An 18,456-nucleotide genomic window follows, 5' to 3' on the forward strand; every position below is an offset into this window, starting at 1 on the left:
TCAGTAAGGCTTGACGGCGATGGACGGCGAGTGCAGGTGCGTCTTCTCCTGCCCGTTGCCGACGAACATGTGCACACCGCACGGCAGACAGGGGTCGAAGCTGCGGACCGCGCGCATGATGTCGATGCCCTTGAACCGTTCCGGCGGGTTCTCCTCGAAGATCGGGGTGTTCTGTACGGCGTCCTCGTACGGACCAGGAGTGCCGTAGCTGTCCCGGACGCTGCCGTTCCACGGGGTCGGCGGGTACGGGTGGTAGTTCGCGATCTTGCCCTCCCGGATCACCAGGTGATGGGACAGCACACCGCGGACGGCCTCGGTGAAGCCGCAGGAGATCGCCTCGTCCGGGACCTTGAACGGGGTCCAGGTCTCGGTCCGGCCGGCCCTGACCTCGGCCATCGCCTTCTCGCAGAAGTGCAGCGCGAGTGCGGCGGCGTACGCCTGGAAGTAGGTCCGGGCCCGGTTCCGCTCGAGTGCGTTGCTCCACTGCGGGATCTTCCACTCGTACTCCGTGGCGGGCTTGAGGGCTGTCCGCGGGAGCTGGATCTTCACACTGTGTCCGGTCGCCTGCACGTAGTCGGTGTTGACCAATCCGGACAGGGCCGTCGACCAGAGCCGGGCGATCGGGCCGCCGCCGGTGTCGAGGGCCAGGTGGTCCTTGCCGTCGAACCAGCGCGGCGACATGGTCCAGCTGTAGGCGTTGGAGAAGTCGCGCTTCTGCGGCTTCGGCAGCGTGTGCTGGTTCCACGGGTGCCGGACGTCGATCGGGTTGCCGAGCGGGTCGATGTCGACGAACTTCTCGTGCGTGCCGTCGGCCCAGTCCTCGTAGTACGAACTGCCGAGCAGGATCCGCAGGCCGAGGTTGATGTCGACCAGGCTGTTGGTGACGAGCTTGCCGTCGACGATGACGCCGGGGGTGACGAACATCTTCCGGCCCCAGGCCTCCATGTTGCGGTAGGTGAAGTCGCAGTGCGCCGGGTCCTGCAGACTGCCCCAGCAGCCGAGCAGGATCCGCCGCTCGCCGACGTGCTCGTAGCCGGGCAGCGCCTCGTAGAAGAAGTCGAACAGGTCGTCGTGCAGCGGCACGACCTTCTTCATGAACTCGATGTAGCGCATCAGCCGGGTCAGGTAGTCGGTGAACAGCTGGATGGTCGCGACCGTGCCGACGCCGCCCGGGTAGAGGGTCGATGGATGGACGTGGCGTCCTTCCATCAGGCAGAACATCTCGCGGGTGTAGCGGCTGACGTGCAGTGCCTCGCGGTAGAACTCGCCCTCCAGCGGGTTCAGCGAGCGCATGATGTCGCCGATCGTCCGGTAGCCGTGGTCGCCGGCGTGCGGCGCCTCGGTCCGGTTCGCCAGCTCGAGGACGCCCGGGTTGGTCTCCTTGACCATCCGCTCGCAGTAGTCCACCCCGACCAGGTTCTCCTGGAAGATGTTGTGGTCGAACATGTACTCCGCGGCCTCGCCGAGGTTGACGATCCACTCGCCGAGGTGCGGCGGCGCGACGCCGTACGCCATGTTCTGCGCGTAGACCGAGCAGGTGGCGTGGTTGTCACCGCAGATCCCGCAGATCCGGCTGGTGATGAAGTGCGCGTCGCGCGGGTCCTTGCCCTTCATGAAGATGCTGTAGCCGCGGAAGATCGACGAGGTGCTGTGGCATTCCTCGACGGTCTTCGACTTGAAGTTCACGTTCGCGTAGATGCCGAGGCTGCCGACGATCCGGGTGATCGGGTCCCACGCCATCTCGACGACGTCGGTGCTCTTGGAGTCGGTCGGCCTGACTTTGGGGTCGATGGCGGTCATGGCCTACCACACCTTCTCGTAGCCGGTGCTGAGATCGGAGCCCTTGGTCCGCCACTTGGGTTCCTTGTTGCTCGCGTTCTGGGTGTACTTGCGCAGCCGCCGGATCACAGTGCCGTACACCATGCTTGCGGTGGTCGACACCTTGCTGCCGGGCGGCGCATCCATGAACGGCATGAACTTGTCCGGGAATCCGGGCATCGTGCAGGCGATACAGATCCCGCCGACGTTCGGGCAGCCGCCGACGCCGTTGATCCAGCCGCGCTTCGGCACGTTGCAGTTGACCACCGGGCCCCAGCAGCCCAGCTTCACCAGGCACTTGGGTGAGCCGTACTCCTTGGCGAAGTCACCCTGCTCGTAGTACCCGGCCCGGTCGCACCCTTCGTGCACCGTGCGGCCGAACAGCCACTGCGGCCGCAGCTCGGCGTCCAGCGGGATCATCGGAGCCTGGCCGGCCACCTGGTACAGCAGGTAGACGAGCGTCTCGGACAGGTTGTCGGGGTGGATCGGGCAACCTGGCACGCAGACGATCGGCAGACCGGCCTTGGACTTCCAGCTCCAGCCGAGATAGTCAGGCACTCCCATGGCACCGGTGGGGTTGCCGGCCATCGCGTGGATTCCGCCGTACGTCGCACAGGTGCCGACGGCGACCACCGCGGTGGCCTTCGGGGCCAGCCGGTCCAGCCACTCGGACGTCTTCATCGGCTGACCGGTGGCCGGGTTGTTGCCGAAGCCGGCCCAATAGCCGTCGGTGCCGTGCACGGCCTCGTTCGGGATCGAGCCCTCGACCACCAGTACGAACGGCTCGAGCTCACCGCGGTCGGCCTTGTGCCACCAGGCGATGAAGTTGTCCGCGCCGGTCTCGGGGCCGCACTCGAAGTCGATCAGCGGCCAGTGCACCGCGATCTTCGGCAGCCCGGGCAGGGCGCCGAGGACGATCTCCTCGATGCTGGGCTGGGTGGCCGCGGTCAGCGCGACCGAGTCGCCGTCGCAGCTCAGTCCACCGTTCATCCAGAGGATGTGCACGACACCCTCGTCGGTCTCCTGCTTCGCCTGCTCCGGTTCCAGCGTCGTGGACACGACCCCGCCCTTCCCGTCACGCTCAGAATGCCGATCTTTTTCGACCGTACTTCTGTCCCGAGCGGACCGACAGACACTTGTGTCAGCTATTAATGGCGGTGTCCGGAAATCCTGGAATCGGCGATTCCAGGACAATCCGGAGCGGCTTTTTTCCCGCTCTTCCGCCGATATTCTCAGGCCATGGAGGACGATCCCGGTCGCGAGGTGTTCGTCTCGCCCGTGGTCGTGGCCTCACAGGTCTTCCCGGCCCGGCCGGGATCGCTGCCGGACGCCGAGCAGTTCGTCCGCGAGGCACTCGAGCCGATCACCCTCGAGACCGAGGAGCGGCAGGCCCTCTACCAGGCCATCACCACCGCGCTGCTCGCCGCGGCCGGCAAGGACGGGGTCTTCGACGTGACCGTGCGGATCTTCCCCGACGGCGTCGAGGTCGAGGTCCTGCACGGCGCCGGGATGCACCGGGTGCAGCCCGCGGCCGAGCCGTTCGCGGACTGGCTGAACGGCGTACTGCGCGGTCAGGGCCTGTCCCAGGAGGCGGCCGCGCAGCGGATCGGGGTGTCGGTGCGGACCATCAGCCGGTGGCTGCGCGGTGACACCGAGCCGCGGATGCGGGATCTTCGCCGGGTGCACGAGATCTTCGGTCCATGATCTCTGGCCTGGGACCGGCGCCGGGTTTAGTGTGCGAATTGTCCGTTGATCGCGGAATTCGCCATTTCTTTTCGCCCACCGGGGTGAGCATCACGAACGAACCGGAACGGGTCCGCAGCCGCGTGCAGGTCACCGGCGTCGTCCAGGGCGTCGGGTTCCGTCCGTTCGCCTACGCGCTGGCCCGGGAGCTCGGCCTGTCCGGCCAGGTCGGCAACACCGCGGCCGGTGTGATCGCCGACGTCGAAGGACCGGTCGCCGCGGTGAATGCCTTCGCCGATCGCATCCGGACCGACGCGCCCCCGCTGGCCGTGGTCTCGGCTGTGACCACAGAGTCGCTGCCGGCCGTCGGCGGTACCGAGTTCACCATCCTCGACTCGACGACGGGCCCGGGCCGGACGCTGGTCTCACCCGATGTTGCGACCTGCGCGGACTGCCTCGCCGAGTTCTCCGATCCCTCTGACCGTCGCTACCGCCATCCGTTCATCACCTGCACCAACTGTGGTCCGCGCTTCACGATCATCACCGGTCTGCCCTACGACCGCCCCGCGACCACGATGTCCGGGTTCCCGTTGTGCCCCGACTGCGCCCGCGAGTACGCCGATCCCGCCGATCGCAGGTTCCACGCGCAGCCGATCGCGTGCCCCGCCTGCGGCCCGCGACTGCAGCTCGTGCAGCCCGGCCTGGAGGCGGAGTACGACGAGGACGCGTTGGCGGCGGCGCATGCGCTGCTGGTCGACGGCGCGATCCTGGCGGTCAAGGGGATCGGTGGCTTCCACCTGGTCTGCGACGCCGCCGATCAGGCGGCCGTGACGACTTTGCGCAAACGCAAGGACCGCGGCGACAAGCCGTTCGCGGTGATGGCCGCCGATCTCGACGCGGCCCGCCGGATCGTCGCGGTCGATGCCGACGAGGAGGAGCTGCTCACCGGCAGCCGGCACCCGATCGTGCTGCTCCGCCGCCGTCCGGGCGCGGCCGTCGCCGAAGCCGTTGCCCCCGGCAACCCTGACCTGGGCGTGATGCTGCCGTACACGGCGCTGCATCAGCTGCTGTTCGACCAGCCCGGTCCGTGTGTGCTGGTGATGACGAGCGGCAACCTGTCCGGCGAGCCGATCGCGACGGCCGACGACGAGGCGATGACCCGGCTGGCCGGTCTGGCCGACGCCTGGCTCGGTCACGACCGCCCGATCCACGTGCCGTGCGACGACTCCGTCGTACGGATCGTCGACGGGACCGAGCTGCCGGTACGGCGGTCTCGCGGCTACGCGCCCTTCCCTGTGGACTTACCGGTGCCGGTCCGGCCCGCGCTGGCGGTCGGCGGAGATCTGAAGAACACGTTCTGCCTCGGCGACGGGCTCTACGCCTGGCTCTCGGCCCATGTCGGCGATATGGACGACCTCGCGACGCTGCAGGCGTTCGATCGGGCCGAGCAGCACCTGGAGGAGCTGACCGGGGTCCGGCCCGAGGTGCTCGTGACGGACAAGCATCCGTCGTACCGCTCGCGGCAGTGGGCGCAGCTGAATGCGCGCGGCCGGCCGGTGATCGGCGTACAGCATCATCACGCGCATCTCGCGTCCGTCATGGCCGAGCATCGGTACCAGGGCGAGATCATCGGGTTCGCCTTCGACGGGACCGGGTACGGCGACGACGGCGCGGTCTGGGGCGGCGAGGTGCTGCTGGCCGGGTACGACGGCTTCGACCGGTATGCGCATCTGAAGTACGTGCCGCTGCCGGGCGGGGATGCCGGGGTTCGCAATCCGTGCCGGATGGCCTTGTCGCATTTGCGCGCCGCGGGTCTGCGTTGGGATCCGCGCCTGCCGTCGGTGCGGGCCTGTCACGGCGCGGAGCTGGACCTGCTCAGGACCCAACTGGACAAGGACATCGCGTGTGCGCCGACATCCAGCATGGGCAGGTTGTTCGACGCGGTGTCGTCGCTGGCCGGGGTGTGCCACCGGGCCGGCTATGAGGCGCAAGCGGCGATCGAGCTGGAGGGGCTGGCCTCGTCCGACCAAGGGCTCGGCGCGTACGAGTTCGAGGTCATGGGGGAGGAGATCGATCCGGCGCCGATGCTCGCCGCGGTCGTACGGGACGTGCTGGCCGGGGTGGCGCCGGGTGTGATCAGCGCTCGCTTCCACCGGGGCCTGGCCGGACTGATGGTGACGCTGGCCGAACGGATCCGCGCCGCCGAAGGACTGACCACCGTCGGCCTGTCCGGCGGTGTGTTCGTCAACAAGATATTGCTGTCAGCAACTACCTCGGCGTTGACCGACGCCGGGTTCGCCGTACTGCGGCATCGCCGGGTACCGCCGACGGACGCCGGGCTCGCCCTCGGGCAACTGGCCGTCGCGGCTCGGGTCCGGTAAGGGAGGGAACATCATGTGTCTGGCCGTACCGGGGAAGGTTGTGGAGATCCGGGAGCAGGACGGTACCCGGATGGGGCAGGTGGACTTCGGCGGTGTGCTGAAGGAGGTCTGTCTGGAGTACCTGCCAGATCTGCAGGTGGGTGAATACACCATCGTGCATGTCGGGTTCGCGCTGCAGCGCCTGGACGAGGAGTCCGCGATGCAGTCGCTTGCTTTGTACCGCAAACTCGGTGCGCTCGAGGAGGAGTTCGGCGACCAGTGGGGCCTGGCCGCGCGGCAGGCCGGTGAGCGCCGACCACCCGGAACGGAATGGGGGGTCGAGCGATGAAGTACCTCGAAGAGTTCAGCGATCCGGTGCTGGCCCGCAAGCTGGTCGACCAGATCCACGCCACCGCGACGAAACCGTGGGCGATGATGGAGGTCTGCGGCGGACAGACGCACACGATCGTCCGGCACGGTATCGACCAGCTGTTGCCGGACGGTGTCGAGATGATCCACGGCCCCGGCTGCCCGGTCTGCGTGACGCCGCTGGAGATCATCGACAAGGCCCTCGAGATCGCCGCCCAGCCCGACGTGATCTTCTGCTCGTTCGGCGACATGCTGCGCGTGCCAGGCAGCGGTCGCGACCTGTTCCGGATCAAGAGCCAGGGCGGTGACGTCCGCGTGGTCTACTCGCCGCTGGACGCACTCCGGCTGGCGCAGCAGAACCCGGACAAGCAGGTCGTCTTCTTCGGCATCGGCTTCGAGACCACCGCGCCGCCGAACGCGATGACCGTCTACCAGGCCAAGAAACTCGGCATCCCGAACTTCAGCCTGCTCGTCTCGCACGTCCGGGTGCCGCCGGCGATCGAGGCGATCATGCAGTCGCCGAGTTGCCGGGTGCAGGGCTTCCTCGCCGCCGGCCACGTCTGCAGCGTGATGGGTACGACGGAGTACCCGCCGCTGGCCGACAAGTACGGCGTACCGATCGTCGTGACCGGGTTCGAGCCGCTGGACATCCTGGCCGGGATCCTGCGCACGGTCACCCAGCTCGAGAAGGGCGAGCACGTGGTCGAGAACGCGTACCGGCGCGCGGTCCGCGACGAGGGCAACCCGGCCGCGATCGCGATGCTGGCCGACGTGTTCGAGAGCACGGACCGGGCCTGGCGGGGGATCGGCATGATCCCGCAGAGCGGCTGGCGGCTGTCCGAGCGGTACCGCGAGTACGACGCGGAGTACCGCTTCCAGGTCCGCGACATCGCGACCGAGGAGTCGACGGTGTGCCGCAGCGGCGAGGTCCTGCAGGGATTGATCAAGCCGCACGAATGCTCGGCGTTCGGGACGATCTGTACGCCGCGCAACCCGCTCGGGGCCACGATGGTGTCGAGTGAGGGCGCGTGTGCGGCGTACTACCTGTATCGCAGGCTCCAGACGCCCGTCGAGGTGGTGACCAGCGGTGGCTGAGCAGGTCATGGTGCCCGACTTCGACGGCTGGACCTGTCCGCTGCCGTTGCGCGATCACCCGAACGTCGTGATGGGGCACGGGGGCGGCGGACAGATGTCGGCCGAGCTGATCGAGCACCTCTTCGTGCCGGCGTTCGCGAACCCGGTGCTCGGTGGTCTGACCGACTCGGCGGTGTTCACGCTCGGGGATGCACGGCTGGCCTTCTCGACGGACTCGTTCGTCGTCCAGCCGTTGTTCTTTCCCGGCGGCAGTATCGGGCACCTCGCGGTGAACGGGACGGTCAACGATCTCGCGATGAGCGGCGCACAGGCGGCGTACCTGTCCTGCGGGTTCATCCTGGAGGAGGGCGTCGAGCTGTCCGTGGTCGGCCGGATCGCGGCGGATCTCGGGGACGCGGCGCGGGAGGCCGGGGTGACTGTCGCGACCGGCGATACCAAGGTCGTCGATGCGGGACATGGCGACGGCGTGTACATCAACACCGCCGGCGTCGGGCTGGTCCCGGCCGGCGTCGACATCCGTCCGCAGCGCGCAGCGCCGGGGGATGTCGTCATCGTCAGCGGCCAGATCGGCGTACACGGGATCGCGATCATGAGTGTGCGGGAGGGCATCTCGTTCGGCACCGAGGTGGTCAGCGACTGCGCGCCGCTCAACGGCCTGGTCGCGGCGATGCTCGCGGTCTGCCCCGACCTGCACGTACTGCGCGATCCGACCCGCGGCGGTGTGGCGACCTCGCTCAACGAGATCGCCAAGTCGGCCGGCGTCGGCATCGAGCTGACCGAGAGCGCGCTACCGGTGCCGGAGACTGTTGCGAACGCTTGCTCGTTCCTCGGCCTCGATCCGCTGTACGTCGCCAACGAGGGCAAGCTGCTCGCGATCGTGGCCCGCGACGACGCGGACGCCGTACTCGCGGCGATGCAGGCGGATCCGCTCGGGTCGGACGCGGCGGTCATCGGCGAGTGCGTGGAGGCACATCCGGGGATGGTCGTGACCCGGACGGCGTTCGGTGCTACCCGGGTGGTGGATACCCCTATCGGAGAGCAGTTGCCGCGGATCTGCTAGCGAGCCACTCGTGCCAGGCGTCGAGGCCGTCTCCGCGGGTCGCGGAGACGGGCAGCATCTCGACGTCCGGCTTGACCCGGTGGATCAGGTCGAGACACAGGTCGACGTCGAAGTCGACGTACGGGAGCAGGTCGATCTTGTTCAGCAGGACGAGGTCGGCGGTGCGGAACATGTACGGGTACTTCGCCGGTTTGTCCGCGCCCTCGGTGACCGAGATGATCACCACGCGCGCCGCTTCGCCGAGGTCGAACAGGGCCGGGCAGACCAGGTTGCCGACGTTCTCGACGAAGACCAGGGAGCCGTCGGGCGGGGCAAGTTCGGCCAGGCCGCGGTCGAGCATCTCGGCGTCCAGGTGGCAGCCGGCTCCGGTGTTGATCTGGACGACCTTGCTGCCGGTGGAGCGGATCCGCTGGGCGTCCAGCCAGGTCTCCTGATCGCCTTCGATCACCAGGGTCTCGCGGCGGTCGCCGAGGTCGGTGATGGTGCGCTCGAGCAGCGTGGTCTTGCCGGATCCGGGGGAGCTCATCAGGTTGATCGCGGTGATCCCGTGCTCGAGCAGCCGGTGCCTGGTAGCCGCGGCGAGCAGGTCGTTCTTGGCCAGGATGTCCTGTTCCAGCAGCACGGTCCGGGTCTCGTGCTCGTGCTCGTGTGGATGTGGGTGTGGATGTGGATGGTCGTGGTGGTGCTCGTGCCCGTCGACCAGCGTCACGCGGGTCGTACCGTCCTCGCCACCGCATCCACAGGTGCTGCACATGTCAACGCACCTCCACCGAGATGATCCGCAGTTCGCGGCCGGCCAGGACGTCGAGATCGGCGCTGCCGCAGTCGCACAGCATGATCGGATCCTCGAGCGTGAACTCCCGCCCGCAGTCCCGACAGTACGCCCGCCCCGGCGGCTCGTCGATGTCCAGCCGGGCCCCCTCCAACCCGGTCCCGCCCGCCACGATCTCGAAGCAGAACCGGATCGAATCGGTCACCACCCCGGACAGCCGGCCGATCTCGAGTCGCACGGCCGCCACCGGTCCGTCGCCGATCTTCTCGACGATCGCATCGACGATGCTCTCCGTGATGGCGAGCTCATGCATCTTCCCGACGGTACTCCGGGTCCGGGTGGAAAAGTTGCGGGAAAACCTGCACGCCTGGCGACCACCGAGAGTAGCCGGCCGCGGCGCGTGATTTCGGCAAGAATCCGGGTCCGGGAATCCATTGGGCACGAATAGTTACCGTTGTGTGCGGCAACCATCTAAGACGTCTGTGCCAATCGCTACCGCGGCGGCTACCGGCGGCTTACTCTCCGTTTGTTGAGCCCGCGGTCGACTCGGGGGGACCGCTCCAGTGCGGAGGGGAATGTATGAGACGACGCCTGAGGTACTCTGCTGCGCTCGTTGGCCTGACCGGTCTGCTCGTCGCGTCGATGTCGGCACCGGTCCACGCTGCGACCCAGGACCATTCGCCGCCGGGGCAGGGGCCGGGTGCGATGCAGGTGCAATCGGCGACCGACGCCTCCTCCTCGAAACTCGACCCGAAGCTCGAGGCGAAGGTCAAGAAGGGTGACACCGCGCCGGTGGCCGTGTTCGCCACCGTTCAGGGCGACACCGCCAAGGCCCAGCAGGTACTGGACAACGCCCACGTGGCGAAGTCCGGTGACGCCGCGCTGGTGATGGGGTCGATCCCGGTGCAGGCGCTGCCGAAGCTGGCCGCCGTACCAGGGGTTGTCTCCGTGCAGCCGGTCGAGCTGGCCCGGACCGGCCAGCCGTTGTCCGACCCCGATCCGAGCCTGCACCAGGCGCCGACCGCGGCCGAGTTGAAGGCCGCGCTCGCCAAGGTCAAGTCCGACGACGTGCCGTACGACCACGCTCCGCCGCTGCGGGGCTCGAACTTCGACAAGCTCCGTAAGCAGAACCTCCTCGACGCCAAGTCGCACAACTTCACCGGCGCCTGGAACGCGGGCTTCGCCGGCCAGGGCGTGACCGTCGGCGTACTCGACGGCGGCACCGACTGGGGCCACCCGGACCTGGTCAACACCTGGCAGACGTGGAGCGGCCAGACCGGTGACAAGGCCGGCTGGAACGGCTGGCCGAAGGCCTTCGATCCCTACGGCACCCTGCAGTGGCTGTCCGCGCCCGACCAGGTCGACCAGGGCCTCTCCTGGTACACGAAGACCACCGCGGCCACCTGCACTGTGACCGCCAAGACCTGCTCGGTCGACTTCGCCACGAAGACCGGACCGTCCCGCAACTTCAGCGCTCCGACCGGCACGAAGCAGCACACGTACAGCTTCCCGGCCAAGTGGAGCAAGTCCGGCAAGGTCATGCTCGGCAGCCATCCGGACGACCACCTGCTGCAGCTGTACGGCGAGCGCCCGGGCTTCCTGATCACCGACCCGCACACCGCCGGCGTCTACGACACGGTGTACGTCGACCTCGACGACGACTACTCGTTCGCCGACGAGAAGCCGGTGACCAAGTCGTCGCCGGCGTCGTACCGCGACATGAACGGCGACGGCTACACCGACCTGTCCGGCGGCCTGCTCTACTACATCTCCGACGGCAAGACCCCGATCCCGGGCGGCCTGGACATGTTCGGCGTCGACGACACGTCGTACGGCTCCGGTCAGCTGGTCGCGTGGACCGGTGACTTCGACCCGGCGATCGAGGGCCACGGCACGCTCACCGCGTCGAACATCGTCGGCCAGGCGGTGATCAACGGGAAGGCGCCGACGTTCAAGGACCTGCCCGGCGGCAAGTACGCCGGTGCTGTGCTGGGCGGCGCTCCGAAGGCCAAGCTGGCGCCGTTCGGTGACATCTACATGGGCTTCGACTTCTCCACCCAGTTCGGGTACCTGCTGTCCACCCGCAAGGGCGTCGACGTCACGTCGAACTCGTACGGCGAGTCGACCACCGACAACGACGGCTGGGATGCCGCGAGCCAGGAAGCCGACGTGATCCACGACGGCTTCAAGACCACGGCCCTGTTCTCCACCGGCAACGGCGCACCAGGCTTCGGTACGGCGACCGCCGCCGCGCCATCGACCGCGATCGAGGTCGGGGCGTCGACGCAGTTCGGCGGGACCGGCTGGGACTCGATCGTGCGGACCAGTCAGATCACCGACAACGACGTGATGGTGTGGTCGAACCGCGGCTTCGGCGCGAACGCGACCAACGGCGTCGATGTAGTTGCCGACGGCGCCTATGCGCCCGGTGACGCGACCCTGAACACGATCCTCGACGGCCGGAACGCGTGGGTCACGTGGGGCGGCACGAGCCGCTCGACCCCGGTCGCCGCAGGTGCGACGGCGCTGGTCTACCAGGCGTACGAGAAGGCACACCACGGCGCCGTACCGGCCGGCTTCTACTCGACCGCGCAGGACATCCTGAAGTCGTCGGCGAAGGACCTCGGGTACGACGCCAACGTGCAGGGCTCCGGCTCGATCGACGCCGGCAAGGCCGTGGCCAGTGCACTCGGCCAGCGAGCCACCGTCTCGCCGACCGAATGGCGGGTGGGTGACTACCGCGGTACGGAGTACCCGGTGTTCGCGAACATCATCTCGCCAGGTGGCACCGACACGCAGAAGTTCACCATCAACGGCGGCGGGGCGTGGCAGGTCAGCGACCGGCAGTTGGTCCGCACCGATTCCGACACGCTTTCGTTCAGCAGCAAGGATCTGAGTCAGGAGAGTACGGGCAACTTCAATGCGCCGGACTACCTGATAGACCTGACGAAACAGGTCAAGCAGCATCGCAACGCGGATCTGATGGTGGTCAAACTCGAGTACCCGCGGAACGAGTTCGACGGCAACAACGACCTGACCGAGGACCAGGCGTGGCGGCTGCTCACATACAACTGGACCGACGTCAACCACGACGGCAAGCTGTGGACGGACAAGAACCACAACGGCGTCGTCAACCACACCGACAAGACGACCAGCTCGAACGTCGACGGCTTCCTCGACCTGGACTTCGCCAAGTCGGAGATGGAGCAGGGCGAGTACAGCCGGTTCATGTACCACCGGGCCGGCTCCAACGCACTGCAGTCGTATGTCGCCGATCCCGCCAAGCGGATGGCCGACGGCCTGTTCCTCGGCCTGCAGCACTCGGCGACGAACGCGAAGATCCCGGTCACCGACTTCAAGGTGTCGATCGACTGGTACCAGAACACCGACTGGAAGTGGGTCACGACGCCGCACACGGCCGTCGGTTCGTTCAACGCATCGATCAAGGTGCCGAGCAACGCTCCGTACGGCATGTACTCCGGTGCCGTCGTCCTGAAGCGTGGCTCGGACTCGATGGTCGTGCCGGTGTCCGTGGCGGTCGCCGCGAAGGTGACGCAGGACGCGACCGGCAAGATCACCGGGGCGATCAACTTCGGTGGTGACGACGTGGCCCAGTCGCAACGGAACCTGACGTACAACAACGGCACGGTGTTCGGTGCGAACGACTGGACCTGGCGGGCCGAGTCCGGTGACTGGCGGTTCTTCTACCTCGACGTACCGAAGACACCGGCGGAGGGCACGAAGTTCCTGGCCAACACCAGCTGGGAGGATTCGGGTCCGTACACCGACCTCGACACGCTGATCATGGGTAGATCGGTGAACCACTTCCAGCTCGAGCCGGATTCGGTGTACGGCGCGCCGTACACGATCGACACCGTCGGGAAGAGTCCGAACACCAACGTCCGAACGGGTGCCTGGCTGTTCAACACCGCTACCGGAGGGCCGGCGGATGTGGTCACCGCACCGGCGCAGGAAGGTCTGCAGGCGCTCGCACTGCACCAGGTCGGCTGGCAGGGCGACAAGTTCAACACGCCGTTCAAGGTGCAACTGGGGAGTGCGTCGGTGACGCCGTCCTCGGTGGTGCAGACGGCGACCGGTGACACCGGCGGGTTCGACGTGACGTTCGACTCGAGTGTGCCGCTGGACGGGCTGAAGGCGGAGGCCTTCGGATTGAGCCAGCCGAGTACGACGACGGAGACGGCGCATCAGGACAACCCGGACGACCCGTCGACGTCGAGCGTGAAGAAGAACATCACGCTGTCGCACGCCTCCCGGCTCAGCGTCAGCACGGCACTCGACAGCAACGACCTGGACCTGTACGTCGTCCGGGACGCCAACAACGACGGCGTGTTCTCGCCGTCCGAGATCGTTGCCTCGTCGGCCGGTGGTACGGCCAACGAAGCGGTCGATCTGGTCAACCCGCCCGACGGCAACTACCAGATCTGGGTGCACGGCTTCTCGGTCAGCGGTACGCCGGCGTTCACCCTGAACGTCAACGCGATCCAGGGCAACGACCTGACCGTCAGCGGGCTGCCGACCGGCCCGGTCGCGGCCGGTACGCCGGTCACCCTGCACGTCGACTACAACAAGGCGATGACTCCCGGCCAGAGCTACAACGGCGAGCTCCTGCTCGGCCCGTCCTCGGCTCCGACCGCGCTGTCCGTCCCGATCAAGATCACCAGATAACGCAACTTCTGCGGCGGAGGCGGTATCGAGGAGAGTGTGAAGACACTTACCTCCAAACGCGCCTCCGCCGCGGTTGCGGCTGCTGCTCTGCTCGGTGGCCTGGCCACCGCAACGATGACCACGGCTCCGGCCGCCGCGAACTCCACCGCGGCGGCCGCTGCCTGCACGATGTCCGTAGGTTCGATCACGGCCGGCGGCGACATCGCCAACACCGGCGTCACCGCGTCATCGCCGATCAAGTCGACGCGCGCGGCCGGCCCGCACCTGTTCGGTCCGGGGCTCTCGAAGATCGCGTCGACGTGGACCACCACGATCGGAGTCGCGGGCGAGGACACGACGTACGGCGAGGTCGTCGTGAACGGCACGCTGTACTACGGCGAGTACGGCCACGACTCGACCGGCAAGCCGACGAGCAGCCTGAAGTCCGAAGGTGTCGGGTACCAGGGCTACAAGGCGATCGAGTCGTCGTTCTACTGGGGCAAGACCGTGCGCGGGGCGGACTACCGGCTACGTGGCGACGGCGTGCTGTACCGGTTCGTGAACAAGCAGGTCACCCGCTACCCGGGCTACTCGGCGGTCAAGACGATGACGCTGATCAGCGAGACGCTGACCTACGACACCTTCCTGGCGGTCACCAACGGCGGCGCGCTCTACACGATCCACATCCCGACCGGCACCGCGGCGCCCACGGTCAAGAAGGTCCGCACGTCCACCTGGCAGAACTTCGACTCCCTGGTCGCGGAGAAGTGCGGCGCCCAGAGCACGTTGCTCACGGCAATCGACAAGGACAGCGGATCGGCGTACCTGTACGCCGTTGGCCACGCCAACGGAGCCGCCACCGTCATCCAGGGTCTGGGCAAGGTCCCCGGCACCTTCAAGGACCCCGTCTACTACCTCCACACCGCCGAGGGCACCCCGTCCCTCTTCGGCGAGTAAGGCAACGACAGAGCCCGGGCAACTTCGTGGTTGCCCGGGCTCTGGTCGTTCAGAAGTCGCCGCCGAAATCCCCGCCGCCGAAGTCTCCGCCGCCGAAGTCGAAGCCGCCGCCGTCTCCGCCGCCGAAGTCCCCGCCGTCGCCGCCTCCGCCGTCGCCACCATCTCCGCCGCCGTCACCGCCGTCGGCCTGGCCGTCCTCGTAACCGGCCGCGTAATCGCCGTACCCGCCGCCGGCGAACATGCCGCCAAGCGCGGTGCCGATGAACATGCCGGTCAGCACACCGCCGACGCCACCGAACAGACCCTGCGCGTACGGCGAGTAGGCCGGACCGGCCTCCCAGTACGGCACGCGCTGCGGGCCGACCATGACCTTGCGGACATCCGGCTCGGCGCCGACGCGGACCCGCTCGGCGTCGGCCGCACAGGCCGGCACCTCACGCGGCGCGCCGCCGGGCGGCGACCACATCACGTCGACCACGGACGGGCCGTGCTGCGGGTTGAAGAAACACGCCGGCCGCCGCTGCGGCAGCGGCTGGTCGTTCACACGGGCCTTGACGCACGCCGCGGCGTACCGGCCGTCCTCGAGGATCTCGACCACGTGCTTGATCTGGTCGGCCTGGGTGACCTGGCCGATCGCCTGCTTCGCGGACTCGTAGGAGTCGAGCGCGCGCTGGTAGTCCTGCCGGGCACCGTCGCCGAGGTCCTTGCCGACCATCTCCAGGTCGAGGTCCTGCAGTTCCTCGCCGAAGCGAGTGATGTCTTCGTCGGCAGTGCGCTTCACCGACTCCAGCTCGGCGGCCGTGATCTCGTGCTGCTTCTTGTTCTGCAGCTGGGTCCGACGGTACGAGCGGTACGCCAGAACCGCGATCACCACGACAGCGATGATCAGGATGAATTCCATGTCGGGCCTCTCTCGGGGGCTTTGGACAGAGCGTATCGAATCCCTCAAGCCGCCCACGCCACGCAGGGTGACGCAATCCCCGGAAAACGATGACCGACCGCGCATAATCGGTGACACCGCCCAGCGCCCGTCGTACCACCGCCGGAAGGCTGGCTCATGCGCAGGACTGCCCGACTACTCCCACTCGTGCTGACCGCGGCCACCCTGATACCCCTGCAGCACAACGATTCCGACGCTTCCTACCAGGAGATCCCGCTCGACGGCCCGACCGTCCAGGCCCGTACCAAACCGTTTGGTATGGCCGCCGTCACCTGGCCGGAGGGCACACGCAACGTCACCGCCAAGATCCGCGTCGAACGCGACGGACAGTGGACCGACTGGGAATCGTTATCGGTCGAGGACGAACACGGCCCAGATCCATTGGTACCTGAAGGAATTGAGCGCGGCGGCACCGAACCGTTGTGGGTCGGTAATGCCACCGGCGTCCAGGCCAGCGCCGTCACCGACACCGGTACGACGATCGCCGGCGCCAAGGTCGTGCTGATCCAGCCGGGCGTACTTGCATCGGATGCCGATGAACCGTCCGCGCAATCGGTCGAGCCGGCGGCCTCGCGAGCGCCGTACCCGATGCCGTTGATGGTGAGCCGGAAGCGCTGGGGTGCCGACGAGCGGCTTCGGACCCACAACGGGGCTGCGTGCGCGCGTCCGAAGTACACGACGACTGTGCTGGCCGCCTTTGTGCACCACACTGCGGACCGCAACGACTACACGCGTACGCAGGTCCCGGCGATGGTGCGGGCGATGTACGCGTACCACGTGAAGAGCCGCGGCTGGTGCGATCTCGGCTACAACTTCCTCGTCGACCGCTTCGGTCGCGTCTTCGAGGGCCGGTACGGCGGTGCGCAGCTGCCGGTGCTCGGCGCGCACACGGCGGCGTTCAACTCGAACTCGTTCGGCGTCGCGCTGATCGGCAACTTCGAAAAGGCCGCTCCACCAGCCGCGATGCTGGAGTCGACGGCGCGCGTGATCGCGTGGAAGCTCGACGCGAACTATCGGTCGCCGTTGGCAACGATCACGCTCGACGGCAGTCGCCTGCACACCGTCTCCGGACACCGCGACACCAAGGCGACCGCCTGTCCCGGAACGCAGCTGTACAACAAACTTGGTTGGCTGAAGCAACGGGTCAACACGTTGATGAGCGGCAGTTTCTCGACGCCGATCTATCAGTACGCGCGAAAGCTCGGGTTCCGGAACATCGGCCAGCCGTTCTGGGGCGAGCACCGGACCCGCACCGGCTATGCGACGTACTTCGCCACCCGCGACGTCTTCTACTCCGTTGCCAGCGGCACGCATTCGACGGCCGGCGCGTTCCGGACCCGGTTCCGGCGGCTCGGCGCCGGCAGCGCGCGGCTCGGACTGCCGATCACCGAGGCGTACCGCGTGCCGGGCGGCTCCCGGCAGAAGTTCCAGCGCGGCTGGCTCGTGTGGGACCGCCGCACACGTCAGGTCCATCTTGTGTACGGGAGAGCTTCATGAGGAAACGTGTGATCGCTGCCGTCGTGCTGTCGTCCACGGTGATCAGCGCGACCGCGCAGGCCCGCGAGGTCGTGCCCACGGCAGCGGCTCCGGACACGACGATCAACGGCCGCGGATTCGGGCACGGGCGGGGGCTTTCGCAGTACGGCGCGCAGGGTGCGGCATTGGCGGGGAAGTCGGTGAAGCAGATCCTGGACTTCTACTACCCGGGCACGACGGTCGGGAAGGCGACCGGCAGCATCCGGGTCCGGGTTAGCGCCGACACCACCGACGGGGTGCGCGTGGGGGCGGTCAACAAGCTCAGCGTCAGGTCCTTTGCCACTGGCAAGGTCTATGTGTTGCCGAAGGCATCGACCAGGAACCAGTGGTCGATCGACCCGAACGGCGAGCACGGGACCAAGCTCAGCTCGTACGACGCGAAGACGAAGAAATGGACGCTGTACAAGACGTTCACGGGGATGGCGCAGTTCGAGGGACCCGCGGTGATCGGGCTGGTCCTGCCGAGTGGCGCCGTACGGCGGTATCGCGGGGCGCTGCGGGCGATCGACGTGTCCGGTACGCATCTGGACACGGTGAACGTCGTACCGCTGGAGTATTACCTGCGTGGCGTCGTGCCTCGGGAGGCTGTGTCCAGCTGGAGGCCGGCTGCGCTGCAGGCGCAGGCTGTTGCTGCGCGCACCTATTCGGTCTTCCATCGCAATCGGGCGGCCGCGAAGGCCTATGACCTGTGCGACACGACGTCGTGCCAGGTGTACGGCGGGTACGACTCGGAGGAGACGTCGACGAACAACGCGATTGCTGCGACCGCGGGACAGATCCGGCTGTACAAGGGCAAGCCGATCATCGCCGAGTTCTCGTCGTCGAACGGCGGGGCGACTGCGGCCGGGGACGTGCCGTACCAGCTGATGAAGGCGGACAGCTGGGACGCATACCCGAAGAACGGGAACCCGAACGTGTCGTGGAGCGTGACGCGGTCGGCGGCGGACATGCAGTCGGTCTTCGCGGTCGGGTCGATCCGGTACGTGCGGGTGCTGAAGCGCAGTGGCGTCGGTCCGGGCGGCGGGCGGGCGCTGACCGTCGAGGCCGTCGGGTCGAAGGGGAAGCGGGTGCTGACGGCCGATCAGGTCCGGATCCGGCTGCATCTGAAGTCCGGCTGGATCAGCTTCCCGGCCCGTCCACTTGATATGCCAACTGCTGTTGTCGAAGAGCCTGGTCGCTGAGCCATTGACGCCGTGTCCGT

General features: G+C 67.6%; 14 protein-coding genes. 9 read left to right on the top strand and 5 right to left on the bottom strand.

The window, feature by feature from the left end:
* Both FDA38_RS04850 and FDA38_RS04855 read right to left on the bottom strand, forming a co-directional pair.
* Complete coding sequence (locus FDA38_RS04850; RefSeq protein ID WP_137252845.1) at window positions 1-1,800, bottom strand: nickel-dependent hydrogenase large subunit; 1,800 nt, start codon at window positions 1,798-1,800, stop codon at window positions 1-3.
* A gap of 3 nt (window positions 1,801-1,803) precedes the next feature.
* Complete coding sequence (locus tag FDA38_RS04855; RefSeq protein ID WP_202877556.1) at window positions 1,804-2,877, bottom strand: NADH-quinone oxidoreductase subunit B family protein; 1,074 nt, start codon at window positions 2,875-2,877, stop codon at window positions 1,804-1,806.
* A gap of 180 nt (window positions 2,878-3,057) precedes the next feature.
* On the opposite strand from FDA38_RS04855, the gene FDA38_RS04860 reads away from it, so the two are divergent.
* The 5 genes from FDA38_RS04860 (at window position 3,058) to hypE (ending at window position 8,385) form a co-directional block, all read left to right on the top strand.
* The gene (locus FDA38_RS04860) at window positions 3,058-3,522 is read left to right on the top strand and encodes a helix-turn-helix domain-containing protein (protein WP_137252846.1); all 465 of its coding nucleotides are present in this window, start codon (window positions 3,058-3,060) and stop codon (window positions 3,520-3,522) included.
* Window positions 3,523-3,605: 83 nt separating this feature from the next.
* Window positions 3,606-5,882, top strand: a complete 2,277-nt coding sequence (gene hypF / locus FDA38_RS04865) for a carbamoyltransferase HypF (RefSeq protein WP_202877557.1) — start codon at window positions 3,606-3,608, stop codon at window positions 5,880-5,882.
* 13 nt (window positions 5,883-5,895) lie between these two features.
* Window positions 5,896-6,210: a HypC/HybG/HupF family hydrogenase formation chaperone gene (locus tag FDA38_RS04870; protein WP_137252848.1), complete on the top strand. Its 315-nt coding sequence runs from the start codon at window positions 5,896-5,898 to the stop codon at window positions 6,208-6,210.
* A complete protein-coding gene (hypD, locus tag FDA38_RS04875; protein WP_137252849.1) occupies window positions 6,207-7,325 on the top strand; it encodes a hydrogenase formation protein HypD in 1,119 nt (372 codons plus the stop codon). The genes FDA38_RS04870 and hypD overlap by 4 nt, the downstream gene beginning before the upstream one ends.
* Window positions 7,318-8,385 (top strand): hydrogenase expression/formation protein HypE, encoded by a 1,068-nt coding sequence (gene hypE / locus FDA38_RS04880; RefSeq protein WP_325053039.1) that lies wholly within the window; start codon window positions 7,318-7,320, stop codon window positions 8,383-8,385. Before hypD ends, hypE begins: the two co-directional genes overlap by 8 nt.
* On the opposite strand, the gene hypB is transcribed toward hypE, so the two are convergent.
* Window positions 8,354-9,139, bottom strand: a complete 786-nt coding sequence (gene hypB, locus FDA38_RS04885; protein ID WP_137252850.1) for a hydrogenase nickel incorporation protein HypB — start codon at window positions 9,137-9,139, stop codon at window positions 8,354-8,356. The two genes, hypE and hypB, sit on opposite strands and share 32 nt — an antisense overlap.
* Before the next feature lies 1 nt (window position 9,140).
* Window positions 9,141-9,470: a hydrogenase maturation nickel metallochaperone HypA/HybF gene (locus FDA38_RS04890; RefSeq protein WP_137252851.1), complete on the bottom strand. Its 330-nt coding sequence runs from the start codon at window positions 9,468-9,470 to the stop codon at window positions 9,141-9,143.
* 266 nt (window positions 9,471-9,736) lie between these two features.
* On the opposite strand from FDA38_RS04890, the gene FDA38_RS04895 reads away from it, so the two are divergent.
* Together FDA38_RS04895 and FDA38_RS04900 are read left to right on the top strand one after the other, a co-directional pair.
* Complete coding sequence (locus FDA38_RS04895) at window positions 9,737-13,843, top strand: S8 family serine peptidase (protein WP_137252852.1); 4,107 nt, start codon at window positions 9,737-9,739, stop codon at window positions 13,841-13,843.
* Window positions 13,844-13,879: 36 nt separating this feature from the next.
* Window positions 13,880-14,779 (top strand): hypothetical protein, encoded by a 900-nt coding sequence (locus FDA38_RS04900; RefSeq protein ID WP_233714523.1) that lies wholly within the window; start codon window positions 13,880-13,882, stop codon window positions 14,777-14,779.
* Window positions 14,780-14,828: 49 nt separating this feature from the next.
* Here FDA38_RS04900 and FDA38_RS42055 read toward each other — a convergent pair whose 3' ends face one another.
* Window positions 14,829-15,680, bottom strand: a complete 852-nt coding sequence (locus tag FDA38_RS42055) for a hypothetical protein (protein WP_170989580.1) — start codon at window positions 15,678-15,680, stop codon at window positions 14,829-14,831.
* Between the two features lie 156 nt (window positions 15,681-15,836).
* Here FDA38_RS42055 and FDA38_RS04910 point away from each other — a divergent pair, with 156 nt between their 5' ends.
* Together FDA38_RS04910 and FDA38_RS04915 are read left to right on the top strand one after the other, a co-directional pair.
* Window positions 15,837-17,216, top strand: a complete 1,380-nt coding sequence (locus FDA38_RS04910; RefSeq protein WP_137252853.1) for a peptidoglycan recognition protein family protein — start codon at window positions 15,837-15,839, stop codon at window positions 17,214-17,216.
* Window positions 17,213-18,436, top strand: a complete 1,224-nt coding sequence (locus FDA38_RS04915; RefSeq protein ID WP_170989581.1) for a SpoIID/LytB domain-containing protein — start codon at window positions 17,213-17,215, stop codon at window positions 18,434-18,436. Before FDA38_RS04910 ends, FDA38_RS04915 begins: the two co-directional genes overlap by 4 nt.
* Window positions 18,437-18,456: the final 20 nt, after the last annotated feature.

It is taken from the genome of Kribbella jiaozuonensis (assembly GCF_005233875.1).
Classification (GTDB): domain Bacteria; phylum Actinomycetota; class Actinomycetes; order Propionibacteriales; family Kribbellaceae; genus Kribbella; species Kribbella jiaozuonensis.